Here is a 26448-nt window from a genome sequence, read left to right as displayed (position 1 = left end):
CGGTCCGGTGGATTAGAACTGGCGGCGGAGGGATTCCGCGGGGGCGGGCGGGGGCCGGTCGATCCAGTACGTCCGCGCGGCGGGGTCGGCGCGGCGGCGCAGCGGGTCACGGCCGCGCATCCGCATCACCAGCGCCATGGGGGTGATGACGGCGAAAAAGACGATCCCCAGCAGTAGCGGCGTGGTCACCCGCTGCAGGATCATCCCGAACCGCGTCCACGCGCGGTTCAGCGGCCGCAGCGTCCGGGGCGCGGCCAGCGCAATCCCGGCGAGCACCGCCGCGGCAATCAGCAGCGGCACGCGCGCGCCGTCCCCGTGACGCAGCGGCGCCAACCCGAAGACGCCACACGCGGCCGCCATCACCAGCCCGAAGGCGCGGTCCGAGCCGCCGGGGTGCTCCGCGCGGCGGAAACTTTCGTGGTGCTCGCCGTCGCGCGTCACGGCGCGGGCGGCGGCGGAAGCGTGCTGGCCAGTTCGCGCGCGGCGGGGTGGTCCGGCTGCACCTCCGCCAGCCGCGCCAGCGCCTCGCGCGCGCGGTCCACCTGGCGCGTGGCGGCGTACATGGCGGCGAGGTCGAACAGCACGCGCGGGTCGCGGGGCGTGGCGACGCGCGCGGCTTCCGTCCGCGGCAGTTCCTCTGCCGCCATCAGCGAGACCCCGACGCGCCGGTCGCCGGGAGCCAGCCGCACGGCTTCACGCAGGTGGCGGAGCGCGCCTTCGCGGTCACCCGCGCGCAGGCGCAGCAGCCCGAGAAGCTGCTCGTTCTCCCCCGTCTGACCGCGCGCGGCGGACGCGTTCGCCCACGCAGCGGCCTCGTCCTCACGGCCCAGCAGCATGGCCATCTGCCCGGCGCGGCTGTACGCCTCGGGCGCGGCGCGGTACTCCTCCACCATCGCCCGGGCCACGCGCAGCCCTTCACTATACCGCCCGGTACGTTCGCACTCCGCCATCAGGCGGACCATCGCCTCCGGCCAGGGGAGCTCGCCGCGCACCATCTCCTGCGCCACGGCTTCCGCCGGGGTGCGAGCGTGCAGCGTATCCACCACCGGCGTCACCACCACGCCGCGCGGGCGAAAGGGCCAGCCGGAAAGGAGGCGGTCCGCGCGGAACAACCCGGCGACCGAATCCGCGTCCGTCACCGGCACCTGCGCGCGCGCCTGCGCCGCGGGAACGGCGCCGCTCCACGCGGCGGGCATCCGCTTCTGCCGCAACGCGTTGTAGAACGCGTCCGCGATGACGAAGTAGCCGTCCAGGTTGGGGTGCAGGTGCTCCAGCATCATCGACCGGCCGATCACGCCGCCGGGCGACGCGGATTGCAGCGCGCGCTCCGTTTCCACCACCGTGGCGCCGTACCTGGCCGCCTGTTCGCGGATGATGCGGTTGATGGCGTCCGGCGCGCGGAATCGAAGCTGGTCGCGCTCGCGCGCATGGCGGTAGTGCGTGCGCGCCCGCGCGGCGTCGCCCCGGCGGTCGTACAGGCGGCCCAGCGCGTACCACGCATTCGCGGAGGTGCTGTCCATCCGCAGCGCGGTCTGCAGCTCCCGCTCAGCGGCCGCGTCGTCGTTCCGCTCAAAGGCGGCGAGCCCGTCTCGGTAGGCGCGATGCCACGCGAAGCTGTCGGTTCGCGCCATCAGCCCGCTGATGAACGGCGCCTGGTCGCGCTCGTTGCTGGCCACCGTGCCGATCAGCACGGGAACGCCGGCATCGCGGTATCGACCGAGAAGCTCCCCCAGGTTGGCGCGGAACTGCTCCAGCCCCTCCCGGTAGCGCGGCGAATCCAGCGGAATGCGCTGGCCGCCGGCCATCATCTCCATGGTGGTGCGCGGGCCTTCCGTACCCTGCGGCGCACCGGAGGCGACACGGACGAGCGCGTTGCGGATCAACTGCACAGTCCGCAGGCGGCTCAGCCGCAGGTAGCCGCGCACCAGCCACCGCCACCGTCCGGGCATCTGCGCGCTTCCCACGCCGTAGACGCCGTAGTACTCGTTGTGTCCGGTATAGATCATCACCGCGTCCGGTTTCTGCGCGATGATCTCCCCCGCCTGGTCCAGCAGCGTGTAGGAATTGACGGCGGTGAGCGCGGTGTTCACCACTTCCACGTCACGGTCGGGAAAGGTCTGCTGAAGCCGCTGCTGCAGCATGCGCGAAGGCGCGCCGCCGTGCCGGTACGGAAAGCCCGCCGCGGACGACTCGCCCTGGAACACGACGCGGAACGTTCGTGGCGTGCGCTCGGCGCGGTAGAAGTCCATCTGCGGCAGCGGCGCCAGCGTGCCGTCGCGAAAATACCGCCGCGCCATGTCGGGATTGGGGTACATCCACCCCGGCTCGTTCGCCGCGGGGACGAACACGGGATAGCTGCCGCCGTAGCCGCCCAGCCGCAGCCCCGCCTCCAGCAGAACGAGCAGAAGCAGCGGAAACGCGAGCGTGATCGCGGTAAACAGCCTGCGCCGCCCGGGCGTGAGCGGCGGGCGCGGCAAGGACGTGCGCGGGGGCGGGGATGCCGCACGACGCGCCTGCGGTCCCGGCGGGGGTGCCGCCGGCCGCGTACGTCTCTGGGCCATGGAACTCGGGGATTGCGAACAGGTTGGAGGCACGCGCCGCCACGGGCGCGCGTCGGGGGGAATGATACCGGCGCGCACGCGCATCCGGCAAGCCGTCCCAAAGCCGCCAGTCGCGTGAAGGTCTCATGAGATAGGCTTCTTCACTGCGGCCCATCGAACAGATAACCATCCACTGAATTACTGAACGGATACTTACTATCGGTCAGCGGAATCGGTGGATCTTCTCAGCACGATCACGGGAGTCGCGAACAGGGTCGATTGACGGATGTGCGTAGCCGCTGCGAACGCGACGTTCCAGTCGCCCGAACGACGGGCGCAGCCAACCGATCATCTCCGGAGATCCCGATGCGCACGCATATCCTGAAGCCGCTCCTGATTCTTGCCGCCGCTGCCCTCGGCGCCTGCGACGGCGGCACCAACCTGCCGCCCGTGGAGGACGAAGTGGGGCGCGTCGCCTTCACCTATTCCGTCGCCGGTGTGCAGAGCGGCGCCCGCTTCACCGTGGAGGGCGCAAAGCCCGCCGCCGGCCCGTCCGGCACGTGGGCGGCTTCCACGACGGACGACATGGACGCCGTGGTCTACGCACAGCGCGAGCAGGGCACGATTCACGACCAGATCGTGCTCAGCATTCCCGGCGGCACCGCAACCACCAGCTCCATCGTTCCGGACTGCGACGAGTCGTGCGCCTACGTGTCGTTCAGGATGGAAAAGGCGGTGGGCGGCGTGGAGCGCGCGTACGTCTGCGAGATCACCCAGGGCACCATCTCCGTTCTGACGTTCAGTGAAACCCGGATGCGCGGCACCTTCAGCGGCACGGGGAACTGCTCGTCGCCGGGGGTGGAGGGCGAGCCGGCCTTTTCCGTCACCGGCGGCACGTTCGATACGCCCCTCGCGGACCACATCTGACGGGCGGTTCCCGCCATCGGCCGAACTGCACTCCGTTGCGGCCGCGGCGTTGCCGGAGAGCGGTGGAGGCGGGAAATTATCGTATCTGGCCGCCTCTTGGAGGAAGCTCCGAGCCGGGTTATCATCGGCGGCCCGGGATGGTTGATCCGCCATCTCGCGAGGCAGATCGCGGTGGATGGCGATCTGCCGATACATCTCCCGCCACCCGGCAGAGTTCCGTTGCGAGAGCGAATCTTCAGGTTTCTGGTCCTGTGCGGCGTCGCGGGGCTGAGCGGCTGTGCGGACCCCATCAGCGTGGCGCCGGAAAAGAGCGTGGGAATCCTCTCCTTTCGCTACGAGAGCGCCAGCCCGGACTTCAACGGCAGCTTCGCGGCACGGGGGTTTCCGCGCCTGCAGGGGCAGTCGGGACCATGGGCCGGCGGAGTCGCTCGCGGTACGAGCCAGACCGAAATCCATGCCGTGGCCGGCGACCCGACTCCCGGAGGTGTCTTCATCACCGTGAAGGACCTGGTGACGGGAACCGCGCACCTCGATCCGGAGTGCACGTCGTCGTGCAATCGCATGGTCATCACTCTTTCCGACGTGGGTGCGGGCCGCGAGACCTACGCGTGCGAGATGTCCGAGGGAGTGCTGGCCATCCGGTTGCGGACAAAGAACCGCGTGAGGGGCAACTTCAGCGGCACGGGCACGTGCTGGTCATCCGCCACCGCCGAACGGCCGGCCATTCGGGTGACGGATGGGATGTTTGACGTAGGATTGCTGCGGGAGGATTGATCTTCCGCGCCCCACCTTGCCGCGCCGGGAGGGCGGATTGCGAACGATCGGGATGCTGGGCGGGATGAGCTGGGAATCCACGGCGGATTATTACCGGCTCATCAACCGGGGCGTGGCGGAGCGGCGGGGAGGGCTGCATTCGGCGTCCATCCTGCTGCACAGCTTTGACTTCGCGCGGATCGCGGAACTGCAGGCGGCGGGCGACTGGGCCGGCGCGGGCGACGTGCTCGCGGGAGCGGCCGTTGGACTGGAACGCGCGGGCGCGACGGCGCTGCTGATCTGCGCCAATACCATGCACCACGTGGCGGAACAGGTGCAGGCGGCGGTGCGCATTCCGCTGCTGCACATCGTGGATCCCACGGGCGAGGCGCTGCGGGCCGCGGGCGTGCGGCGTCCGGCGCTGCTGGGGACGCGCTACACGATGGAGTTTCCCTTCTGGCGCGAGCGCCTGGCCGCCCGCTTCGGCGTGGACACGATCATTCCGGACGAGGACGACCGCGCGGCGGTGCACCGCGTGATCTACGAGGAACTGTGCCGCGGCGTGGTTCGGGACGAGTCGCGAAACGAGTATCTGCGCATCATCGAGCGGCTGCGTGGGCGCGGGGCGGACGCGGTGATCCTGGGATGCACGGAGATCGCGCTCCTGATCCGCCCCGGCGAGGCGCCGCTGCCGGACTTCGACACGACCGCCGCCCACGCCCGCGCCGCCGTGGATCATCTGCTGGATGGGGATGGCTGATCGGGGCGGATGACGATCGGCGGGCGGCCGCGGTGGCCCTCACCCCGCGTGCTGCGCACGACGACCCTCTCCCACGAACGGATGTGGGAGAGGGAGCACACCCCATTATCGTGCGCTTCGGATGGTTCGGTGCGACGGCGGGCGCCCCCCTCCCCCCTCCCCCCAGCCCCCTCGCCCCGCAAGCGGGGGAGGGGGAGCCGTTCGGTGCGGAGGTGAGTTCGGTGCCGTCTCGCGATCTTCGACGCAGTTGAAGCCCCGATCGTGGACGCGTCAGCGGCCACGAGTCGGGGCTTCCCGCTGTTTGAGCGGCGGATTTATTCGCTCAACGCCATTCGCTCACACCGGGCAATCTCCAGCACGCACCGAACTCTCCGCCCGCGCCAACCCTCCCCCAGTCTTTTTTGGGGGAGGGTGGGCCGGTGGTGCCGGCCCGGGTGGGGGCCGCCCGCGAACTCCGCCCTCCGCGCCTGGATCATCCACGCAGTTGCGGCAACTCATCCGTTTCCGCGCCGGCGATCAAGAACCAGATGCGCGCGGGTTGGTCAAACTGCTGTCGCGTATTATCTTGCGTGCAATCGCCCGGCTCGCCGGGCGCCTCCGGCCGTTGACTTTCATCAACCCTCCGCAGTACCTGTTGGGACCTCCCGTGCGCACCCCCGCGCGCGAAATCCGTCGTTCCCCCGCACTCTGGATCGCCGTGTCCGCCATCAGGAACAAACTCCGCATTCTCCCCGCGCTCGTACTGGCCGCGGCGCTCGCCGCCTGCGCCGATGACGGTCCGCTGGGCCCCTCGGCCGCGCCGCTGGAGGGCAATGCGCGCGATGTGAGCGCCACCGCGTTCAACGGATCCATCCGCATCGGCGTGGTGCCCGCCGCCGCGAGCGTAACGCTGGGCAGCGCGGCGGACTGGACCCTCACCGACCTCACCGCGAACACCACGCTCCTGTCGGGAACCGGCGGCGTGCAGGCCACGGTGACGCTGGAAACCGGCTCTGTCAGCACCAGCGTCTACCGCCTTCAGGTGATGTGCGGCTCGACCTCCGCGGTGGAATCGCGCGCCGCCGCCGCGCAGGCGCTGGGGCACCCCACGATGCTGGAGCCGGTGCCCGCGGCCGGGTGCACGCGCCTGTACATCGGCGAGTTCGCGCCGCCGCCGGCCAGCAACTTCGCCGCGCGCACCGCCTACAAGAACCAGCTGGTGGCGCAGAACCTGGCCGCCGCCGACGCCTTCTGGAAGGTGGTCACCGTCACCACCGGCGTCACCCGCTACCGCGTGCAGACCAGCGCCGGCACGGTCACCAGCACCGGCCCGGTGCGGCTCACCTCCAGCGACGAGCGCGTCACCATCAACGGCGCGGCGTACCGCGGCACGGCCGAGGTGCGGCTGAACAGCGCGGGCACGCTGGCCGGCATCAACCAGCTTCCCCTGGAGCAGTACCTGTACGGCGTGCTGCCGTACGAACTGTCGCCCGCCCTGTGGCCGGAACTGGAAGCGCAAAAGGCGCAGGCCGTCGCCGCGCGCACCTACGCGCTCTCCGGGCTGGGCAAGCGTTCGTCGGACGGATATGACCTGCTGGCCACCACCGCCGACCAGGTGTACGGCGGCGTGGCGGGCGAGCACCCGCTCAGCAACCAGGCCGTGGATGAGACCGCCGGCATCGTGGCCGCGTACGGCGGCAAGCTGATTCAGGCGCTGTTCCACTCCACCAGCGGCGGATGGACGGCCAACAACGAGGACGTGTACAACTCCGCCGCGCTTCCGTACCTGCGCGGCGTGATCGACCACGAGCGCGGCAACGCGCAGACCGTGCTGGATTCGCTGCGGAATCCCGTCAACCCGTTCCGCCTGCGCGGCAAGCGCAACGGCGACTACGAGGCGGACTGGGCGCGCTATCACCGCTGGACGTTCGAGTGGAGCGCGGCGGAGATTTCGCGCGTGATCTCCGACTACGCCGGCCAGCCGGTGGGCCGCGTGCTGGCCATCAACGTGACGGAGCGCTCCAACAGCGGCCGCGTGCTGCGCATCGAGTACGTCACCGACGCGGGCACCTTCGTGGACACCAAGGACCACGTCCGCGGCTCGCTGCGCTACATCAACGCCAGCGGCGCGCCCACCAATCTGCTCAGTACGCTGTTCGTCATCGACCCCGTGATCAACCGCAAAACGGGCGAGGTGACGGGCTTTGAGGCGTACGGTGGCGGCTTTGGGCACGGCGTGGGGCTGAGCCAGACCGGCGCCGTGGGCATGGCGGCCAAGGGCGACGGCTACGAAGCCATTCTGCACCACTACTATCAGGGCATCGACCTGGTCCGCTGGTACTGAACTTCGGTAGATGACAAACGGACCGCCCGCGGGATTCTGTCCCGCGGGCGGTCTGCCGTTCATCTCCCGAGTCCGCAAACTGCCCTCACGCGGAGGCCGCGGGGGTCGCGGAGGTCGCGGGGGAAACGAACAGGGATGGTCCTCGCTCGAAATCACACATCCTCCGTTCTCCTGTTCCTCCCTCTGCGTCTCTGTGTCTCTGTGTGAGGCCCTTCCGTCGCTGTTGTTGTTCCCCCGCGTCCCTCCGCCACCTCCGCGTGAAACCGCCGCCGCCGTTTCTCCGTCAGAGTGACCTCCGTGGCGCCTCCGCGTCCTCCCCCGCGACGCGGCGGAAGCACGCTCTCCGTCCAGCATCGTACCCCGGAAAGCCCGGACCGCTTGCCCGCTAATGGGCCCGGTCCTGATATTGCGGCATTCCGTCGGGCCGAACCCCGCAACCGGACCGCGATGATCAACGCTTTTCGCAAGCTCCTGCGCCCCACCCTTCGCCATCAGCTGGAAGATGGCGTCCGCGAGGCGCTGCGCCGCTACGCCGACCGCCGCACCGCGCCGGACCTGCGCGTGTACGTGAGCACCGACCTGATGCCGCCCGGCATGGGCCCCACCATGTGGGCCCGCGACGAGGCGGATCACCTGCGGCGCTTTGCCGCGCAGTGGGCCCAGGACAACGGAATCGCCCGCGCGGGACTGCGCGTGGAGGTGATCCTTCTGGACACCAAGCGCGAGTTCGCCCACGTGAAGCCGCTGGGGCTGGAGGAGCCGCGCGCCGATCCCGCCGCTGTCAGCAACGCCCCGCGCGCCGAACGTGCGCTGGTGCCGGAGCCGCCGCGCGCCGCCCCCGCTCCTCCCGCGCCGGCCTACGGAGCACCCGCGCCCACGTATGGAGCCCCGGCCCCCGCGTACGGAGCGCCCGCCTCGTCCGGCGGCGCCGTGCTGCAGGTCGTAAGCTCCGAAACGCTGCGCGAGCCGCTGCACGTCAACGGCGAGGTCATCGTGGGCCGCAAGCCGGAACCCGGCGTGCAGGCCACCGGCGACCGCTACATGAGCGGCCGCCATGCGCGCTTCCGCATCAGCGGCGGGCAGGTGACCGTCACGGATCTGGACTCCAAGAACCGCACGTACGTCAACGAACAGCCCATTCCCCCGCACCAGGAGCGCCCGTTGAACGCCGGCGACACCGTGCGGATGGGGAACACGGTGCTTCGCCTTACCCAGGGCGGCTGACGTGCCCGACATTCCGTTTCTGGGCACCGCGCTGGACTGGGCGCTGCGGGCCGTTCTGCTGGCGTTCGGCGCCGGATCGCTGATCGCGCTGTCGCGGTGGATGATGCAGGCCATGCGCGAACGCCGCGAGCGCTGGGCCATCCGCCTGGCCATCGGCATGCTGGTGCTGGCCGCCGTGTACGGCATCGGCCACGCGCGCCTGCTGTGGAACGCGGAGCAGATCGAGGCCGGCCGCATGGCGTGGCGCCGCTTTGGAGACCCGCGCGAGGCCGAGCGCAGCCGCGGCGAGGTGCGCGGGTGGATCATGGACTGCACCGGCGAGCCCGCCAACGCCCTGGCCCGCTATGGCGTGCGCGACGGCGAGGTGCAGCGCGTCTACGCCCTGGGCGAGGCCGGCGCGAACCTGGTCGGCGGCGGCACCGGCGCGGAAGACCGCGACTACACGGTGGAGCGCCTGTTCGCCCGGCAGCTTCGCGAGCCGCGCAGCCTGCGCGAACGCAGCGAGCTGCATCCCGTGGGGACGGACATGCAGCTCACGCTGTGCGCCAACCCCACCCGCCAGGCCTGGTCGCTGCTGACCGCCACCGGGTTGAACGGGACGGTCATCATCCAGGACGTAAAGACCGGCGGCGTGGTGAGCTACGTGGCCACGGGACGCGCGGAGGACCCGCCCTTCGGCATCAAGCACTACGCGCCGCCGGGCTCCGTCTTCAAGCTGGCCTTCAGCGCCATCTGGTGGGATCACGACCTAGGCGAGACGCGCATGTCCTGCCCGCCGTACGTGCAGGTGGGGCGCGCCCGCATCCGCAACTTTGAAAGCCACGAGTACGCCTCGCTGACCGTTCCCACGGGGATGCTGACCGTCAGCTGCAATACCGCGGCGGTCAACATGGTCTTCGCTCTCCGCCGCCAGCTGGGGGTGGAGACGATTCGCGACGACTTGCAGAAGTTCGGCTTCGTCACCTACACGGGAAAGCCGCCCGCGCCGCCGCGCGACTTCTGGAACACCGCCAGCGATGCGTGGACCCAGCGCATGACCCCGCCGCCGGTCCGCGTCCGCTTTCTCGCGAAGCTGACCGACCACGAACTCGGGCAGATTGCCATCGGCCAGGGCCCGGTGGACGCCACGCCAATGGGGATTTCGCGCTTCATTCAGGCCATCGGCAATGACGGGGTGATGATGCAGCCCACGCTGGAGTCCGCGCGCCTGGGCGAAGGCGCGGAGGGGCGGCGCATCATGAAGCAGACGACCTCCGCCCGGCTGCAGAACGCCATGAAGACGGTGGTCGACACGGGGACGGCGCAGGTGGCCAAGGCCATCATCGCGCGTACCGGGTGGGACCTGGGCGGCAAGACGGGGACGGCGGACGTGGCCGGCGCGCGCAATCCGGACGCGTGGTTCGCGGGGCTGATGTTCGGCCCGGACGGGCGCGCCCGCTACAGCGTGGTGGTCTACCTGCAGCACGGCGGGCAGGGCGGCCGCATGCCCGCCCGCATCGCCGCGGAAATGACGCGCTTCATGGCGCGCGAGGCGGGAACGCCCGTGCAGCCCGCGCGGCAGGCTTCCTCCACGCGGAGGGGCGGCTGATGGCGCTTCGCGATCTGTTCCGGAAGGGGCGCGCCGCGGGCGCGGGCCCCATGGGCGTCACCATCGCCGTCAAGCAGCACAACCGCCCGGCGGAGCACAAGGCGGGACTGGTGCTTCCCGGATTCCTCTGGTGGGGGCTGCTGATCGCCGCCGCCTTCTACGTCCTGGCGCACCTGAGCATCGCCACGGGGATCTGGCCCGTGCACGGCACCTCGCGCGGCGCGGGCGGCACCTTTTTCCGCGACGGCATCGCGCTGGGCGCGTGGATCGCCGTCCTGGTCGCCCTCCGCGCGCTCAAGTACCGCGGCTCGTGGGCGCTGGTGGTGCTGCCGATTCTGATCTTCTGCCTGACGCGCCCGTCGCAGTTTCAGCTGTTCACCGATCCGGCCTACCAGGCGTCCGGCGGACGGGCGGCGGCGAACGATGCCAAGGCGACGCGCGCGCGCCTCAGCACCATCGAGCGGGCGTACACGGACGAGCAGAAGGCCCTCGTGTACCAGGGCCCGCCGCCGCCCATGCCGGACCCGTTCGCCCGCGCCGTGGCACAGCAGACGGAGGGGCGCGGCTTCTTTGCCCGCATGGCGGCGAATTTTTCCGTCTTTCTGGCGCCCTTCGCCCTGCTCGCCGGCTTCATGCTGGCGCGCGAGCCGCGGGTGATGCGGTGGATACGAGACCACCGGCTGATTCCCTTCCTCCCCACCCTGGCCGTCTTCTTCGTGCTGACCATGGGGTTCAGCAGCCTGGGCAAGGTGGGAAAGATGACGCCGTGGGAGCTGTTTCTGCCGATATTCATCACCATCTGGGCGGCCACGCTGGCGGAAGACGCCTACAACCTGGCCCGCCCCGGCGCCGTGCTGGAGCCGCGCCGGCTGATGAACCTGTTTCTGTACGGCGCCGGGCCCGTCATCCCCTTTCTGGTCATCCGCGAGCTGGGCCTGTCCATCGTCCTCGCGGGATCCATGGCGGCCATGCTTCTCGTCGGCACGCGGCGCGGATGGTGGGCGGGGCTGATGCTGGCGGTGTGGGCCGTGCTGGTGATCGCCGCCTTCCGGGTGGATGAACGGTCCGCCACGCGTCTGGAACTAGCGTATCATCCCTACCAGAATCCGTCGTCCATGACGGAAGAGCAGGCGGAACGCTGGGGGGCCAAGCTGCACCAGATGAAGCTGTTCGATGCCAACACGCTGGAAGGCGGATGGCTGGGCGCCGGCCCGGGCCGCGGCCACGCCGAAACGGCGCCCAACGCGGCGGACGACGGCTACATTACCGCCATCGCCACCCACTGGGGCTGGCTGGGCACCATGAGCATCGTCCTCGTCTACACGCTGTTCATCGTGCAGCTGCTGAGCGCGGCCGCGCGGGAGACGGGGGCGTTTGAGCGAACCCTGCTGACGGGGATCGCCATGCTGCTGGGCATCCCGTTCTGGCTGGCCACGCTGGGCGGCATCCGTTTGATTCCGCTCACCGGCGTGGCGACGGCCTTTGCCGCGCACGGCGGCGCCAAGCTGCTGGCCAGCGCGGTGGCGGTGGGGATCGCGGCGGGGCTCAGCCACCGCCGCACGCGTGAAGAGCGGTTTGACGAAGCACTCGCCGCGCCCGGGGCCGAAGCCCGGGTGCAGGGAATCCGGATCCGATGACCGACAGCACGCAGCGCGCGCCCCGCCCCGTTCACCTGCACGGAATGGGTTTCGACGTTTCCGGATGCAGCGCCCAGGGACCGCGCGCGGAAAACCAGGACGCCTTTTCCGTCGATGCCTTCGCCGAGCACGGGCTGCTCGCGGTGGCGGACGGCATGGGCGGAGAGCGCGCCGGCCGCCTGGCGGCGGACACGGCGCTCAACGCGCTGATGAGCGCCGACATCCGCAGCCTGGACGCGGCGCGCTACGCCCTGCGCCACGCGGACGAAAGCGTGGCGCGGGCGGCGCAGGAGGCGCCCACCGAGCGCGCGGGAATGGGGTGCGCCCTGGCCCTGCTCGCGCTCACGCTGGACCGCGCGGGGCAGCCCGGGTGGGTGGGCGCGCACGTGGGCGATGTGCGCATCCTCAGCCGCTCGCCGGACGCCACGATCCGCCTGGAAACGCGCGACCACACCCCCGCCTACGCCCGGTGGGAGGCGGGGGAGATCGCGCTGGACGAAATCCCTGACAGCCCCGGCGCCAACCGCCTGCAGCGCGCCGTCGGCCGCGGCGGCGAGGCGGAGGCCAGCTGGATCCCCGTCCGTCCCGGATGGACGTACCTGCTGGTGAGCGACGGCGTCACCAAGGCCATGCGCCTGGATGAACTCGGCGACGCCATGGGGCTGGGCGCGTCGCAGGACATCTGCGCGGCGGTCATGCGCAAGGTGGAAGAGCGCGGACCGGACGACAACTACACCGCCGTGGCGGTGCGCGTGCTGGACGCGGGGGGCGACGGGCCCACGCTTCCCGCCCCGCCCCGCGTGCGGCACGACGCCGCGCCCGCCCCCGTGGCGGCACCCATCAGGGAGGACGACGACGTGACCCGACGCAGTTCGCCGCTGCCGCTGATCGTGGCGCTGCTGGCGCTGGCCCTGGCCGGCTTCGCCGCGTGGAAGTCGCTGCAGCCCCCGGCCCCCGACACCGCCACGCAGGCCCAGGTAGACAGCCTGCGCGCCGAGGTGCGGTCGCTGAACGCCCGCGCCGCGACGGGTGACACCGTCCCCGTGCTGGGCGCGGACACCGCCGCTCCCACGCCCGCGCCCGTGCAACCCGCTGCCGGCGCGACCGCCCCGGCGCCCCGCACCGCACAGCCATGACCGACTTTACTCCGGCCTCCCGCTCGCACGACAGCGAGGAGCCCCTTCTGGATTCGTTTCTGCGCGAGGCGATCCCCGAGATCAAGCTGGCGCTGGGCGACCTGATTGACCGCGACAACGCGCGCGCCATTCCGGACCGCTACGTGAAGATGCTGCCGCTCACCTCGCTGGTGGTGACGCTGCGGCCTGACGCGGCGCAGGCGGTGGCGGAAATGGCGGCGGACCTGGAGGCGGACCTGACGGACTCGGTGATGCGCCACGGCTCGCTGTACGACCGCGACTACCGCGTGCGCCTCAAGGAGGCCGGCTCGCGCGGCGCGCCCCTGTTCCGCGTGGGCGTGCAGCCCGCGGGGCAGGCGGACCCGGACCCCATCGTCCCCGCGCCTCCCCCGCCGCCCGCGCCTTCCGCCGCGACGGAGTTCGCGCCGTCCGGGGCGACCGAGTTCGCTCCGCGGCCCCCCGCGCCGGCCATGCCCGCGTGGGCGCCCGCCGGCCCGCCCCCCGTCATGGATCCGGACGCGACGCGGGTGGAGGGACTGCCGCCCGTCGCGCCGCCCGCCCCGGCTGCGGCCGCCGCGGCGGTTCCCGGATGGGACGCGGAGCGCTTCGAACTGGTCGTGGAGGAAGAGGACGGGACGGAGCGCGAGCGGCTTCCCATCGCCGCGGCGACGGCCACGGTGGGGCGGCAGACGGACAACCCCGCGCTGCGCAGCGACATCCTGCTGGGCGATTCGCCCAACGTGAGCCGCCGGCAGCTGGCGCTGGTGTGGGCGGAGCGCGACGGCAAGCCGGGGTTCGACGTGTTCAACCTGGGATTGAACGACATCCACGTGAGCGAGCGCGACGTGTCCGGCGCCAACGCGGGCAAGGGCGACCTGAAGCTGGATGAACTGCGGGCCAACAGCCTGTGGGTGGCGCCCGGCGAGGCCATCCGCATCGGCGGGCACGGGCCGGTGGTGCGGATCGTGGAAAAGAAGCGGGAGCCGGCGGTGGAGATCAACGTGGTTCCCGACGAGCTGGACGATCCGGATCGCACGCAGTTCGGCTGACGATCCGGCGCGGCGGACGGGCCCCGGCGGCCCGTCCGGAGAAACATGTGGCGCTGGACGGCCGTAGTCGTTTAGTTTCATGCACTTCCATCGGCCGTCCTTTCTGAACCCTGAGGTACAATCATGTCGGGCTTGGCGCAGTTTCTGGTCGGGCACGTACTGAACGACCGCTATCGCCTGCAGAGCGTTCTTGGCGAAGGCGGCTTCGGGGTGGTGTTCCGTGCGCGTGATGAAAAAATGGAGCGCGCCGTCGCCGTAAAGGTGCTGGTGCCGCCCCGCGGGATGGGTGCGGCGCAGACCCAGCGGCTGCGGCAGCGCTTTCAGGGCGAGGCCGAGCTGGCCGCTCGCCTTCCCGCGCACCCCAACCTGGTCGGCGTGCTGGACTACGGCGCGGACGACCGGGTGGACTTTCTGGTGATGGAGCTGCTGGAGGGCGAAAGCCTGCGCGAGCGGCTGGCCCGCCCGGAGCCGGTTTCGCTGCGGACCGCGCTCGGCATTCTCCTGGGCGCGGCGCGCGGGGTGGCGGTGGGGCACCAGAACGGGCTGGTGCACCGTGACCTCAAGCCGGCCAACCTGTTCCTGGAAAGCGATCCGGAGCAGCCGGAGGTGCGCATCCTGGACTTCGGCATCGCCAAGATGCTGGACGAGGCCGAGGACGAGGAAACGCGCACGCATCTGACCCTGCCCGGCGAGTGGTTCGGCTCGGAGTTCTACTGCGCGCCGGAGCACCTGCGCCGCGAGCCGGTGACGCGCGGGGTGGACGTGTACAGCCTGGGCGTGGTGGGCTTCGAACTGCTGACGCGTACCCGACTGTTCACGGCGGAGGACCAGAACCGGCGCCGGCAGGGGCTTCCCGTTCCCATCCCGTCGCTGCTGGCGCGCAACGCGTCGGTGCCGCAGGAGGTGGAGTGGGTGATCCGCCGCGCGCTGGCGGAAGATCCCGCGCAGCGCTTTGCGGACGCGGGCGCGCTGGCGGCGGAGCTTCACCGCGTGTACAACCGCGTGCGCCGCGCCGCCGATCTGCCGGAAACGGTGCTGGCCGCCGTTCCGGTGGATGACCGGCGCGCCGTATCCGTGCAGCCGGACGAAGGCACGGTTCTCGTCGTGGAACCGACGGCGACCGGCCGGCGCGCGGTGGAGGCGGACCCCGCCAGCCTGGAGGGCCAGCTGGCGCGCATGCGCCGCAAGCGGTGGCGTTCGCTGGCGCTGCGGGCCGCGGGCGTGGCCGTGCTGGGAACGGGCGGCGTGGCGGGAGGCGTGGCGCTGGCCGCCAACCGCGCGTACCAGGCGCCGGCATCTCTTCAGGCGGCGCCCCGGCTGAGCGCGGGCGAGGAGAACCAGGAGGGGCTGCGCGAGTTCCGGCGGATGAACTACAAGGCTGCGGCGGAGCACTTTCGCCGCGCGGCGGAGGGCGCCCCCGACAACGCGGAGTTCCAGAACAACCACGCCTACGCCGTCTACCGCGCGGGGGACGCGGACGAGGGGATCCGTCTGCTCAAGGACGTGGTGTCGCGCTATCCGCACCGCGAGGTGGCGTACAGCAATCTGGCCGAGGCGCAGCTCGCCAAGCCCGACTCCACCGGCGCCGTGAACACGCTGCTGTCCCTGCTTGCCATCCAGCCCTCGTCCGCGCGGCGGCGGGAAGCAGAAACGCTGCTGGCGCGGCTGGGCTACGGCACCGGGGTGTGGGAGCCGTCGGATCCGGATGCGGTGGAGTACGATTCGGGGGCGGACGCGCCCGCCATGGACGGGCCCGGGATGGATGACGCGATGGAGATGGACGATGCTCCGGCGGAAGAGGGCCAGCCGGTGGATTCGTCGGTCAGCGTCGTGCCGGATGGGCGAGCGAACCGCCGCGTGGAGATGCGCACTCGTACGGACACGCGGCCCCGCTGGACGCCGCCCCCGCGCTCCGCGCCGCGCGACACGGTGCGGATGTAAGCGGCGGGGTTCACGGCGGCCCCCACCCGGGCTCGTACTACTCGCCCACCCTCCCCCAAAAAAAACTGGGGGAGGGTTGATTGCGGCGGCGGGTCCGGAACCGGGCGCGCAGTATGACCGGGCTGAGGGTATGTTGAGCCGACGCGGCGGCCAACGGCGATCCAGCGCGATTGCACCGGGCACGGCGCCGCAGTCCGCGAAGGCGGACTTCGTGTGTTTCGAGGCGCGGTTTCAACCGCCGGGCGGCAACCGGAGACGCGCACCGAACCATCCTCCGCGTTGGGCGGGAGCCGGAGACGCGCACCGAACCTTCCTCCGCGCCGAACGGCTCCCCCTCTCCCGCGGAGCGGGTGGAGGGGGCTGGGGGGAGGGGGCCTCTCTCCGCACGCGACGAGCGATGCGATCCGCACCCGGGCATCCGCACGGACCGCGGCGAAGCCGCGGTTGCGTGAGGGATGCGGGCCCGAAGGGGCGAGACGGCCCCGCGCGCGTCTCGAGCGGGAGAAACCGGATGGAGCCGGGGCGCGGGGCTGGCTCGACGCCGTTGGCAACAGCTGTATCGTTGCCTACGGCGCCCGCAGCCCGGCCCGGAGCGCAGCGCAGGGACACGCCCAACGAAGTGCGTGAGTGCGGGGTGCGTGAGTGCGGAAGTGCGAGACTGATTTGGATTCGCCGGGCACGCCTCGCCGGACTGATCGGCCCCGCAGGATGATGCGTCGCAGCAGCAGACCGCGACTTCAGAGCAGAAACACAACACACGGCCGCACGCCGGGCCACGACAGTCAAAAGACGAAATGCCGGGATTGGAAGCGCTGCTGAAGGGTCGCGAACTCGCCGGCCGCTACCGCATCGACGAGGTGATCGGGCGCGGCGGCATGGGCGCCGTGTACCGCGCCACCGACCTGCGCCTGGGCCGGCCCGTGGCGGTAAAGGTCATCACCGCGTCCTCCGGCAACGATCCTGAGCTGCGGGAGCGGCTGCGCGCCCGCTTCCGGCACGAGGCGGCCTCGGCGGCGCGGCTGCCGCACCACCCCAACGTCGTCCCCGTGTACGACTACGGCACCGACGAGGACCTGGGGCTGGACTACATCGTCATGGAGCTGCTGCGCGGCGAGGACCTGGCCACCCGCTTTCAGCGCGGCTCGCGCATGCCGCTGGCCGAGGCGCTGCGCATCCTGCAGCACGCGTCGCGCGGCGTGGCCGTGGGGCACCGCGCCGGCCTGGTGCACCGCGACGTGAAGCCGGGCAACATCTTTCTGGTGCAGGGCGAGCACGACGACGACGAAATGCAGGTGCGCGTTCTGGACTTCGGCATCGCCAAGGCGATGGCGGAAGAAGACACGACCGCGCTGACGCACGACGGCCGCGCGCCCATGTCGCCCGCGTACGCCTCGCCGGAGCAGCTGCGCGCCGAGCCGCGCCTTTCCCCCGCGTCGGACGTCTTCAGCCTGGGCGCGGTGGGTTTTCAGCTGCTGACGGGGGAGCGGCCGTACACGGAAACGGACCGCAACCGCATGTCGGCCGGGCTGGACGTGCCCACGCCTTCCATGCGGTCGCGCGCGCCGGGGATTCCGGAAGAGGTGGAGGCGGTGATCCGCCGCGCCCTGGCGCCGGACGCGGTGCAGCGCTTTGCCAACGCGGGGCAGATGGCCGACGCGCTGGAGCAGCCGTTGCGCCGCCTGGGCGAAACGCCCGCCGCCGCGGTGATCCCGGCCGGCGGCGCGCTTCCGCCGATGGACGACGACCGCACCATGATCGACGGCGGCTTCGGCCCCGCGGACGACGACCGCACCGTGCTCGCCCCCCCGGCGCGGCGCCCGGCCGTTCCGCCGCCGCCTCCGCCGTTCGCGGACCGCGCGGGGGGCAATCCGCCGGTGATCGCGCAGCCGCGGCGCCGGCAGACACAGGTGGCCGAGGAGCGCAGCGGCGTGCATCCGCTGGTGTGGGTGCTGCTCGCGCTGCTGCTGATCGGCGGCGGGGCGTTCGCGCTTTCGCAGATGGGCGGCGGTGGCGGCAACGGCGCGGTGGCGGCCGACAGCGCCGCGGTGGACTCCGCCGGCGCCGACAGCCTGACGGCGGACGACGCACTGGTGCTGAGCCAGGAGTGGAACCGCTTCTTCCGCATGCAGCAGTACGATTCGGCGCTGGCCTACGCGGAGCGGGCGATGGCGATTTCGCCGCGCACGGCGGAGTACCGCGACCAGGCCGCCGTGGCCCTGATGCGCCTGGGCCGCTACTCCGACGCGGCCGACGTGCTGACGGAGGGCATCCGCATGGAGGGGCGCTACGACCTGTTCTACAGCCACCTTGCCGAGGCGCGGCTGGCGATGGGCGATACCACCAGCGCCATCATCGCACTCAAGCAGTTCGTGGAGATCACGCCGGCCGCGGCGGACCGGGCCAAGGCGCAGCAGAGCCTGCGCATTCTGGAGCAGCAGACGCAGCCCCCGCCGTTGGAGCCCGTCCCCGGCGTGGGCGACAGCGTGCCCGCCGTCCCCGGCAACGACCCCTCGATTCCCGCCACGGACACCATCCGCCCGCGTCCCGGCGGCTACTCCGACACGCTGCGCATGGGCGGCCGGGGCTGAGCGTGGAGCACGTGGTACGGCTGCGCGGGCAGGGCAGGGTAGAGGTGCCCGCCTACGGCGTGGCGGACGCGGAGCACCAGGTGGAGAAGGAGCTTGCCGCGCTCTGGCCGGAGGCGGGGGTGGACGTGCTGGAGGTGGGGCGGGCGGATGCGGACGGGCGGATCGTGGAGGAGTTCCGCGTGGGCTACCGCGTGCGCGGCTCCGTTTCCGTCACCGCGGATACGGAGGAGGATGCGCGCAAGACGGCGGTCCGGCGACTGCGGGAGCGCTTTCAGGGATCGCGGTTCGCGCGGATCGCGTGGGAGTTCGTCTGATCGCGCGGTCGTGCGAGATAACTGAATGAGTCGGAGGCGGCGATGCGGTTCCGTGCGCGGCCGCCGCTGTGGCCCTCACCCCGCGTGCTGCGCACGACGACCCTCTCCCACGAACGGATGTGGGAGAGGGAGCACACCCCAGATTAGCGCGAAATCCTGGATGCAGTTGAAGCCCCGATCATGGACGCGACAGCGGCCATGAGTCGGGGCTTTCCGCTGTTTGAGCGGCGGATTCATTCGCTCAGGGAGGCTCGCGACTGGACCTGAAATTCGCCCTCGCCGCTGACTTCATTTATCCCCCTGAACAATCCGCTCTACCGCTGCGCGGGCAGAAACCCTTCGAACAGCGCCGGCGCGGCGGCGAGCTGCCGCAGCAGCGCTTCGGCGCGATCGGACGCGGGCGCGGCGACGATGTAGGTGAACGCCGTGGATGAGCGGCGAAAGGCGTACACGGCGCCCCCGTCCGCACGAACGCGCGTCTGGATCTCATCCATCTGCACGCGCGAGATCACGCCCTGCTCCGCCAGCGCGGCAAGGTGCTCGGGGAGCACGACGATCAGGGCGTTCAGCCCGGGCTTGGAACGATAGTCGGACAAGGCCGCCGCGTCGCAGCACGCGGATTCGCCCGTGTAGCTGCTGGACGGGCGGAAGATCCGCCGCACGGCCCGCTGCAGCGAGCGATCGAACCGGTCCACGACGCCGACCATGTGGTTGAGGTACGCGGCCGGCGTCTGCAGCCGCGCGCCGAACGCGGTGTCCAGCGCCGCCACGTAGCGCGGCGCGAACGCGGGATCGTCGATGGGGCGGCCCTCCGCCAGCCACGGCTCAATCCACCGGAGCGTCGCCTTGGCCGCCCCGTCGATCAGCGGGTTGGCGTACAGCGATCCCTGCTTGGCGAGCATGCTGTCATACGCGGCGGGCGTCATGAACGCGCGGATGACCAAGCCGTTGCCGAGGGTGCTCGCCAGCGATTCGTCCAGCAGGTTGTACGCGGCGGGCGCGGACGCCTGGCCCGCCGCGGCACGGGCCACGAATCCGGCTTCCAGCGCCGCCAGTCGTTCGCGCGGCAGGCGGGAAAAGAGGTAGTGGCAGAGTTCGTGGATCACCACGTCCATCCGCCCTTCCGGCTGCTCGCCCGCGACGAATTCCACCAGCGACCGTGCGCCGATCTGCTGCCCGCTCGTGCCCTCGTCCACCAGCGAGGGGCGGTAGAGAAGGGTGAAGTCGATGGTCTCCCCCGGCGCGAACTGCACGCCGTAGAAGCGCGCGAACTCCGCGATGCGGCCCGCGATGCGCGGGTCGCGCATCAGCTCGCTCACGCGCATGGCGAAGGGCGCGCCCGCGGCGGCGGCCTCTCGCTGCCACCATCCATCGAACCGCGGAAGAAAGTAGTCCACCAGCCCGCGCAGCCGCGCCGCGTCGTCCGCCAAAGCCAGAAGCTGGATGCGTTCTCCGTAGTCCGCGGCGGAGGTGGCCTGGAACCCGGCGACCCGCATGCGCTCGGCGAGGTACACGCCCTCGTAGCGGCCCGCCAGGGGAAGCGGGACGGCGCCCTCGTCCGCGGCCGGCGACACCTCGGCCTCGTAGCGGCCGCGGATGCGCGCCCAGTCCGCCAGCCGCGCGCTGTCCTGGGCGGTGCGCAGGAACTCGCGGTCCCAGAGCGCCCTCAGGTTCTCCCGGCTGCACTGGATGCGGACGCCGGAAACGCAGTCCAACTGGTAGGTGAGGTTGGCGAGCGGAGTGTAGTGGACGACGAGATTCGGGCCGGGCTGCGCGGCGGCAGGCGCAACGGCCAGCGCGAGGGCGGCCAGCAGCCCTGTCGCGCGGGAACGGTGGATCATCGGGAACGTGGGATGGGGAGACTTCGGAGCGCGGACGAAACGGCGCTCGTCGTTGGGTGCCGTCCGGGTCCCGGAGGTTGCATTCCCGCCACGCATGCGCCGATTCATCCGGGCGATGAGGATCGGTGCGCGGCTGCGGGCTGTGGCCCTCACCCCGCGTGCTGCGCACGACGACCCTCTCCCACGAACGGATGTGGGAGAGGGAGCACACGGCACCGGCAGACCGGTGGGTGCGATGGAGATCGGCGTGCGTCCGCGGGCGGGCCCCTCCCCCGGCCCCTCCCCGTGCAAACTGCCGCACGGAGAGGGGAGAACTGCAGGTCGGCGTGGCAGGCCGGGTTGGGATGCACGCGGACGGGCCCCCTCTCCCCGGCCCTCTCCCCCGCTCCGCGGGAGAAAGGGAGACCTCAGCGCGGCGCACGGTACGGCACCCGGCCGCACGTCTCGAGGCAGTTGAAGCCCCGAACCGGACGCGCCAGCGGCTGGTGTCGGGGGTTTCCGCTGTTTGAGCGGCGAATTCATTCGCTCTCGCGGATGGTCGGGCGCTCAGAGATGCTCGCGACCCGCGCCGAATCGTCCGCCTCGCCAACCCTCCCCCAGTCTTTTTTGGGGGAGGGTGGGCCGGTGGTGCCGGCCCGGGTGGGGGCCGCCCGTGGTCTTCGCCGAAGGCGCCGACCCTAGCCGCCTCCTACGTTCTGCCCAGCCCTAGCTCGTGATCCCGATCGCCTCGCGCGCGGCGACGCGGCCGCGGTCCGTCAGGCGCAGGGTGTCGCCATCCGTACGGTCCAGCCATCCGCTCCCCTCCGCCCGCCGCACCACCCGCTGCGCGAAATCCTCGTTCCACCGCAGGTGCCCGTGCAGGTGCGACTCGCGGTTCTCGCGGTCCGCCTCGGCGCTGTCCTCGTGGTTCATCAGGTGGATGGCCAGCATGGTCTGCGCGAACTCCCACCGCTGCCGCCGCCTGCGCCGCGCCAGGGCCAGCAGCCCCCGCTCCGGCGCGAAAAGAAAGACGGTGCCGAACATCACCCCCGTCATCGTGGCCATCGACCCCGCGATGGACACGTCGAACAGGTACGACGTCCAGTATCCCGCCAGCGAACTCAGCACGCCCAGCCCCACGCTCAGCCCGATCATCACCGGCAGCCGGTCCGTGAGCAGGTAGGCGGCTGCGGGCGGCGCAATCATCAGCGCCACGACGAGCACGGAGCCCACCGCGTCAAACGCGCCCACCGCCGTGGCCGACACCAGCGTCATGAACGCGTAGTGCAGCAGCCCGGGCGCAAACCCCAGCGTCCCCGCCAGCGCCGCGTCGAAGGTGGTGATCTTCAGCTCCTTGTAGAACACGGCGATGAATCCCGCGTTCAGCACCAGCAGCGCGCCCATCAGCCAGAGCGTGCGCGGGCCCAGGTCCGTTCCGTTCACGATCCACCGGTTGAACGGGGCAAACGCCAGTTCCCCCAGCAGCACCGCGTCCACGTCCAGGTGCACGCTCCCCGCGAACCGCGCGATCAGAATCACGCCGATGCTGAACAGGGCGGGAAAGACGAGGCCGATCGCCGCGTCCTCGCGCACCAGGTGCGTGCGGTTGATCATCTCCACCAGCGACACCGTCAGCACGCCCGTGGCCGCCGCGGCCACCACCAGCAGCGGCGACGCGAGGTTCTGGGTGGCGAAGAAGCCCAGGACGATGCCCAGCAGAATGGCGTGGCTGATGGCGTCGCTCATCAGCGCCATCCGCCGCAGCACGAGAAACACGCCGGGCAGCGCGCACGCCGCGGCGGTGAGGGCGGCGATCCACTGGATCTCCTGCTCGGGCACCATCACTGCTCCTCCTCGTAGTCCGCGCCGCGCCCGTGCGTGGCGGCTTCCCTGCGTCCATCCTCCGTGATGGCCCAGTCGTCGCCCCGCCGCCGCGCCCACCCGCGCTGCTCCAGCTCGCGCAGTTCGTGAAGCGCGCCCGGGTGCGCCACCTCCAGCACCGCCGTGGCGTGCCCGCGCTCCTGCTCCGGGTGCTGCAGCGCCAGTGTCTGCAGATCCGCCAGCACGGAATGCATGTGCAGCGTCCGCCGGTTGCGCGCCTGCCGCACCCCGGCCCACACCAGCCCGCGCGTGGGCGCGAACGCCATCGAAAACAGCACCAGCACCGTCAGGCACAGCACGATGGTCGGTCCGGTGGGCACGTGCCGCGCGGCGCTGCTGATCACCGCGCCGGAGACGCCCGCCAGCGCGCCGAATCCACCGGCCAGCACCACCATCCGCCCCAGCCGGTCCGTCCACTGGCGAGCCGCGGCCGCGGGGGCCACGACCATGGCGCTCATCAGCACCACGCCCACCGTCTGCAGGCCGATGACGATGGACAGCACCAGCACCGACGTCAGCACGATGTCCAGCATGCGCACCGGCAACCCGATGCTGGTGGCGAAGTCCGGATCGAACGACAGGAGCTTGAACTCCTTCCAGAAGATCGCCGCCACCAGCAGCGCGATGCCGCCCAGCACGGAGATGATCAGCACGTCGCGCTGCAGCAGCGTCGCCGCCTGGCCGAACAGAAAGCGGTCCAGCCCCGCCTGGCTGGCGTCCGGCCGCTTCTGAATCAGCGTCAGCAGCACGAGCCCGAAGCCGAAGAAGACGGCCAGCACGATCCCCAGCGCACTGTCTTCCTTGATGCGCGTCGCGTTGACGATCCTCATCACCACCAGCGTCCCCACCCATCCCGCCACTCCCGCACCCGCCACGAGGACGAGCGGCGCCTTGCTCCCCGTGAGCAGAAAGGCGAGCGCGATCCCCGGCAGCGCCGCGTGGCTGATGGCGTCGCCCAGCAGGCTCTGCTTGCGCAGGACGGCGAAGCTGCCGAGCGCGCCGCTGGTCAATCCCAGCGCCGCCGCGCCCAGCGCCACGATGCGCAGTGTGTAGTCGGTCCAGAAGTTCATCAGTCCGCCGCCATGTGCGTGGCGGGATTCGTATCGTCGTGCAGGCGCGGGCCGCGCACGGGAGAGCGCTGCAGCAGCGGCGCGCGCCCGCCGTACGTCAGCCGCAGGTTCTCTTCCGTGAACACCTCCTGCACCGGCCCGGCGGCGATCCGGCGGACGTTAAGGAGCAGCACGGAATCGAAGTAGTCCGGCACCGTCTCCAGGTCGTGGTGAACGACGACCACCGTCTTTCCATCCGCCCGCAGGTTCTGCAGGACGGAAACGATGGCGCGCTCCGTCTTGGCGTCCACGCCCTGGAACGGCTCGTCCATCAGGTACAACCCGGCCTTCTGCACCAGCGCGCGGGCAAGAAAGACGCGCTGCTGCTGGCCGCCGGACAGCTGGCTGATCTGCCGGTCGGCGTAGTCCTGCATGGCCACCTGCTCCAAGGCCGCCATCGCCGCTTCGCGCTCGCGCCTGCCCGGCCGCCGCAGCCAGCCCAGCTGGCCGTAGCACCCCATCATCACCACGTCCAGCACGCTGGTGGGGAAGTCCCAGTCCACGCTGCCGCGCTGGGGCACGTACGCCACCTGGCGCCGCTGCTCCGCGTATGGGCGGCCGTGGACGAGCACTTCTCCCGCCGCCGCGCGCACGAGGCCGAGCATCGCCTTGATGAGCGTGGACTTGCCCGCGCCGTTGGGCCCTACGATGGCCATCAGCACGCCGCGGGGCACCTGCAGGTCCACGTCCCACAGCACGGGTTTTTCTCGATACGCCACCGTGAGGTCGTTCACCTCGATGGCGGGCGTCTGGTCGTCGTTCATGAACCGGGTGCTCCTTGAGGGTCGCGCAGCAGCGCGCCCACGATGGTGTCGATGTTGTGCTTTACCATGCCGGGATAGGTGGCCGCCTCCGAACCGGGGCTGCCGAGCGCGTCGGAGTACAGCGATCCGCCGATGCGCACGTCGAAGCCGCGGGAGCGCACCGCCTCCTGCACCGCCTGAATGGTGCGCGGCGCGATGGATGTTTCCACGAACACCGCGGGAATGCGGCGCCGGGCAATGAAGTCCGCCAGTTCCTGCACGTCTCCCGTCCCCGCCTCCGCCGCCGTGCTGATGCCCTGCAGCCCGCGCACCTCGAAGCCGTACGCCCGCCCGAAGTAGTTGAATGCATCGTGCGCGGTGATCAGCACGCGCTTTTCCGCCGGCACGCGCGCCGCCTGCCGCCGCACGTACCGGTCGAGTTCCGCCAGGCGGATGCGGTACGCCGCGGCGTTGGCGCGGAACTGCGCCGCGTGCGCCGGATCGGCGTTTGCCAGCGTGGCGGCGATCACGCCGACCGTGGTTTCCCACATCCGCACGTCGAACCACACGTGCGGATCGTAGTTGCCGGCGAAGGCGGCGGGGCGGCGCAGCAGGGTGCGGGGCACGGAATCCGTCACCGCGACGACGGTCGTCCGCGTCCCCATCTCTTCCAGCACCTCGGCCATGCGGGCTTCCAGGTGCAGCCCGCCGTAGAACACGACGTCCGCGCGGTACAGGCGGCGCACGTCACCCTCGCTGGCCTTGTACAGGTGCGGGTCCACGCCCGGGCCCATGAGCCCCGTGACGTGCACGTACGGCCCGCCCACCTCGCGCACCACGTCGGCGATCATCCCCACCGTCGTGACCACGTTCAGCCGGCCGGCCGCCTCCTTGGGCTCCGGCGGCGCGCACCCCGCCACAAACGCCAGCAGCAGCGCCGCCCATCCCCTCCACCGCATCCCGTATTCCCGCACGATTCAAAATCCAGTTTTAAGCAGATTTAAATTCCACTCTGCGAGTGTACCCCGTGCGCCCGCTGACGTCAAGGGTACGCCGAACGATACGGCTGCGCGGCGCTGTGCAACGTTCGTGCAGAAAATTCCGCAACTGCCGTTTCACACGGAGGTCACGGAGGATGCACGGAGGTCACGGAGGAACAGCAAGAGAAAACGATCACGCAGAGCAGCAGAGGAGCAGAGGACAACGGGTGTTCTCTGCTCCTCTGCTGCTCTGCGTGAGATTTTCTGTTTGCGGATAAAAAGAAGCCCGCTCCGACCGGGGTCGAAGCGGGCTTCTGGAAAGCAGACGAGGGTTCAGGTCACACCGGAACCGGGAGCAGCGTGCGGAACGAGTTCCGCGCCCGGTTCAGGCGGCTCTTGACCGTGCCCACGGGAATGCCGATCTCCTCGGCGATTTCCTCGTAGGTACGGTCCTCCACCTCGCGCATCACGAACGGAATGCGGTGGTGCTCGTCCATCATCTCGATCGCGGCGTCAATCGCCTTGCGCAGCTCGCTGCGATAGGCCTCGCGCGAAGGATCCGCGCCGCCGCTGGCGAACTCCACCGGACGCGCCGCCGCACCGGACGCACTCGCGTCGGGGCGAAGCTCCGAGAACGCCGTCTCCCGCCGCCGCGAACGGTTGCGGAACTCGTTCTTGAGCAGGTTGTTCGCGATCGTGTGGATCCACGTCGAAAACTTGCGCGCCGGATCGTAGCTTTCACGCGCGCGGTGAATGCGCAGGAAGGTGTCCTGCGTAAGGTCCGCCACGCGCTCCTCGTCGTTCAGCCGCTTGCGCAGAAAGCCCTGAATGCGCGGCTCATATCGTTCCACCAGGACGCGGAAACCGGCCTGGTCGCCTTCGGTATATCGCTGAAACAGCTCCTCGTCCGCCATGCCGCGCAACGATTCGCGGTGCGGCTGCACGTCGCCCAAGCCCTGGCGAACGCGGTCCGTGCGCACGTTCCGGAGCGGAGCATGCGTGGGCGCCTCGAAAAGCGCCGCCGTCTTGCTGAGATCGATAGCGGTTTTCATGCTCCCAATCTAACGGCATGAAGGGCGTTTGTCGAGGGTCCGGACCCGTTCGGAGCCAAGTTAACCTGTTGCTAATCTCGTGT

20 protein-coding genes are annotated in these 26448 nt (G+C 70.8%); 12 read left to right on the top strand and 8 right to left on the bottom strand.

The annotated features are described in order from the left end of the window. Positions 1 to 12 precede the first annotated feature (12 nt). On the bottom strand, positions 13 to 441 hold the full coding sequence (locus tag HNQ61_RS12175) for an SxtJ family membrane protein (protein ID WP_170033237.1): 429 nt from the start codon (positions 439 to 441) through the stop codon (positions 13 to 15). After that, a complete protein-coding gene (locus HNQ61_RS12170; protein ID WP_170033235.1) occupies positions 438 to 2477 on the bottom strand; it encodes a tetratricopeptide repeat protein in 2040 nt (679 codons plus the stop codon). Before HNQ61_RS12170 ends, HNQ61_RS12175 begins: the two co-directional genes overlap by 4 nt. A gap of 429 nt (positions 2478 to 2906) precedes the next feature. On the opposite strand from HNQ61_RS12170, the gene HNQ61_RS12165 reads away from it, so the two are divergent. From HNQ61_RS12165 to HNQ61_RS12110, 12 genes are all read left to right on the top strand, one after another. Beyond that, positions 2907 to 3467: a hypothetical protein gene (locus HNQ61_RS12165; protein WP_170033233.1), complete on the top strand. Its 561-nt coding sequence runs from the start codon at positions 2907 to 2909 to the stop codon at positions 3465 to 3467. Positions 3468 to 3686: 219 nt separating this feature from the next. Further along, positions 3687 to 4241, top strand: a complete 555-nt coding sequence (locus HNQ61_RS12160; RefSeq protein WP_170033231.1) for a hypothetical protein — start codon at positions 3687 to 3689, stop codon at positions 4239 to 4241. A gap of 37 nt (positions 4242 to 4278) precedes the next feature. Next, the gene (locus tag HNQ61_RS12155) at positions 4279 to 4980 is read left to right on the top strand and encodes an aspartate/glutamate racemase family protein (protein WP_170033229.1); all 702 of its coding nucleotides are present in this window, start codon (positions 4279 to 4281) and stop codon (positions 4978 to 4980) included. A gap of 697 nt (positions 4981 to 5677) precedes the next feature. Next, on the top strand, positions 5678 to 7303 hold the full coding sequence (locus tag HNQ61_RS12150; protein ID WP_170033227.1) for a SpoIID/LytB domain-containing protein: 1626 nt from the start codon (positions 5678 to 5680) through the stop codon (positions 7301 to 7303). Between the two features lie 447 nt (positions 7304 to 7750). Next, a complete protein-coding gene (locus tag HNQ61_RS12145; protein ID WP_170033225.1) occupies positions 7751 to 8527 on the top strand; it encodes an FHA domain-containing protein in 777 nt (258 codons plus the stop codon). A 1-nt stretch (position 8528) separates the two neighbouring features. Then, positions 8529 to 10115 carry a penicillin-binding transpeptidase domain-containing protein gene (locus tag HNQ61_RS12140; RefSeq protein ID WP_170033223.1) on the top strand — a complete coding sequence of 529 codons (1587 nt, stop codon included), beginning with the start codon at positions 8529 to 8531 and terminating at the stop codon, positions 10113 to 10115. After that, on the top strand, positions 10115 to 11752 hold the full coding sequence (locus tag HNQ61_RS12135) for an FtsW/RodA/SpoVE family cell cycle protein (RefSeq protein ID WP_170033221.1): 1638 nt from the start codon (positions 10115 to 10117) through the stop codon (positions 11750 to 11752). Before HNQ61_RS12140 ends, HNQ61_RS12135 begins: the two co-directional genes overlap by 1 nt. Next, entirely contained in the window at positions 11749 to 12888 is a 1140-nt protein-coding gene (locus HNQ61_RS12130; protein ID WP_170033219.1) for a PP2C family protein-serine/threonine phosphatase, read from the top strand. The genes HNQ61_RS12135 and HNQ61_RS12130 overlap by 4 nt, the downstream gene beginning before the upstream one ends. Further along, positions 12885 to 13937: an FHA domain-containing protein gene (locus HNQ61_RS12125; RefSeq protein ID WP_170033217.1), complete on the top strand. Its 1053-nt coding sequence runs from the start codon at positions 12885 to 12887 to the stop codon at positions 13935 to 13937. The genes HNQ61_RS12130 and HNQ61_RS12125 overlap by 4 nt, the downstream gene beginning before the upstream one ends. 123 nt (positions 13938 to 14060) lie before the next feature. Continuing rightward, positions 14061 to 15878 carry a serine/threonine-protein kinase gene (locus tag HNQ61_RS12120; protein WP_170033215.1) on the top strand — a complete coding sequence of 606 codons (1818 nt, stop codon included), beginning with the start codon at positions 14061 to 14063 and terminating at the stop codon, positions 15876 to 15878. 794 nt (positions 15879 to 16672) lie between these two features. Then, positions 16673 to 18466: a protein kinase domain-containing protein gene (locus HNQ61_RS12115; RefSeq protein ID WP_170033213.1), complete on the top strand. Its 1794-nt coding sequence runs from the start codon at positions 16673 to 16675 to the stop codon at positions 18464 to 18466. Positions 18467 to 18468: 2 nt separating this feature from the next. Next, positions 18469 to 18780 (top strand): hypothetical protein, encoded by a 312-nt coding sequence (locus tag HNQ61_RS12110; protein WP_170033211.1) that lies wholly within the window; start codon positions 18469 to 18471, stop codon positions 18778 to 18780. Between the two features lie 314 nt (positions 18781 to 19094). Here HNQ61_RS12110 and HNQ61_RS12105 read toward each other — a convergent pair whose 3' ends face one another. The 6 genes from HNQ61_RS12105 to HNQ61_RS12080 all read right to left on the bottom strand — a co-directional run bounded on the left by HNQ61_RS12105 (position 19095) and on the right by HNQ61_RS12080 (position 26365). Beyond that, entirely contained in the window at positions 19095 to 20621 is a 1527-nt protein-coding gene (locus HNQ61_RS12105) for a hypothetical protein (RefSeq protein ID WP_170033209.1), read from the bottom strand. Positions 20622 to 21326: 705 nt separating this feature from the next. Continuing rightward, complete coding sequence (locus HNQ61_RS12100; RefSeq protein WP_170033207.1) at positions 21327 to 22442, bottom strand: metal ABC transporter permease; 1116 nt, start codon at positions 22440 to 22442, stop codon at positions 21327 to 21329. Beyond that, positions 22442 to 23551: a metal ABC transporter permease gene (locus HNQ61_RS12095; RefSeq protein WP_170033205.1), complete on the bottom strand. Its 1110-nt coding sequence runs from the start codon at positions 23549 to 23551 to the stop codon at positions 22442 to 22444. The genes HNQ61_RS12100 and HNQ61_RS12095 overlap by 1 nt, the downstream gene beginning before the upstream one ends. Next, complete coding sequence (locus tag HNQ61_RS12090) at positions 23551 to 24354, bottom strand: metal ABC transporter ATP-binding protein (RefSeq protein WP_170033203.1); 804 nt, start codon at positions 24352 to 24354, stop codon at positions 23551 to 23553. Before HNQ61_RS12090 ends, HNQ61_RS12095 begins: the two co-directional genes overlap by 1 nt. Next, positions 24351 to 25292, bottom strand: a complete 942-nt coding sequence (locus tag HNQ61_RS12085) for a metal ABC transporter solute-binding protein, Zn/Mn family (protein WP_170035894.1) — start codon at positions 25290 to 25292, stop codon at positions 24351 to 24353. The genes HNQ61_RS12090 and HNQ61_RS12085 overlap by 4 nt, the downstream gene beginning before the upstream one ends. 359 nt (positions 25293 to 25651) lie before the next feature. Continuing rightward, a complete protein-coding gene (locus tag HNQ61_RS12080) occupies positions 25652 to 26365 on the bottom strand; it encodes an RNA polymerase sigma factor (RefSeq protein WP_170033201.1) in 714 nt (237 codons plus the stop codon). Positions 26366 to 26448 lie beyond the last annotated feature (83 nt).

It is taken from the genome of Longimicrobium terrae, assembly GCF_014202995.1.
Classification (GTDB): domain Bacteria; phylum Gemmatimonadota; class Gemmatimonadetes; order Longimicrobiales; family Longimicrobiaceae; genus Longimicrobium; species Longimicrobium terrae.
The sequence above is the reverse complement of the archived record's forward strand: the minus strand, read 5'-3'. Positions and strand labels throughout refer to the sequence as shown.

Excerpts from the sequence above, each read along its gene's own strand:
- HNQ61_RS12165 (WP_170033233.1), top strand. The coding sequence starts at position 2,907 with ATGCGCACGCATATCCTGAAGCCGCTCCTGATTCTTGCCGCCGCTGCC.
- HNQ61_RS12145 (WP_170033225.1), top strand. The coding sequence starts at position 7,751 with ATGATCAACGCTTTTCGCAAGCTCCTGCGCCCCACCCTTCGCCATCAG.
- HNQ61_RS12135 (WP_170033221.1), top strand. The coding sequence starts at position 10,115 with ATGGCGCTTCGCGATCTGTTCCGGAAGGGGCGCGCCGCGGGCGCGGGC.
- HNQ61_RS12130 (WP_170033219.1), top strand. The coding sequence starts at position 11,749 with ATGACCGACAGCACGCAGCGCGCGCCCCGCCCCGTTCACCTGCACGGA.
- HNQ61_RS12125 (WP_170033217.1), top strand. The coding sequence starts at position 12,885 with ATGACCGACTTTACTCCGGCCTCCCGCTCGCACGACAGCGAGGAGCCC.
- HNQ61_RS12120 (WP_170033215.1), top strand. The coding sequence starts at position 14,061 with ATGTCGGGCTTGGCGCAGTTTCTGGTCGGGCACGTACTGAACGACCGC.
- HNQ61_RS12115 (WP_170033213.1), top strand. The coding sequence starts at position 16,673 with ATGCCGGGATTGGAAGCGCTGCTGAAGGGTCGCGAACTCGCCGGCCGC.
- HNQ61_RS12105 (WP_170033209.1), bottom strand. The coding sequence starts at position 20,621 with ATGATCCACCGTTCCCGCGCGACAGGGCTGCTGGCCGCCCTCGCGCTG.
- HNQ61_RS12100 (WP_170033207.1), bottom strand. The coding sequence starts at position 22,442 with ATGGTGCCCGAGCAGGAGATCCAGTGGATCGCCGCCCTCACCGCCGCG.
- HNQ61_RS12095 (WP_170033205.1), bottom strand. The coding sequence starts at position 23,551 with ATGAACTTCTGGACCGACTACACACTGCGCATCGTGGCGCTGGGCGCG.
- HNQ61_RS12090 (WP_170033203.1), bottom strand. The coding sequence starts at position 24,354 with ATGAACGACGACCAGACGCCCGCCATCGAGGTGAACGACCTCACGGTG.
- HNQ61_RS12085 (WP_170035894.1), bottom strand. The coding sequence starts at position 25,292 with ATGCGGTGGAGGGGATGGGCGGCGCTGCTGCTGGCGTTTGTGGCGGGG.
- HNQ61_RS12080 (WP_170033201.1), bottom strand. The coding sequence starts at position 26,365 with ATGAAAACCGCTATCGATCTCAGCAAGACGGCGGCGCTTTTCGAGGCG.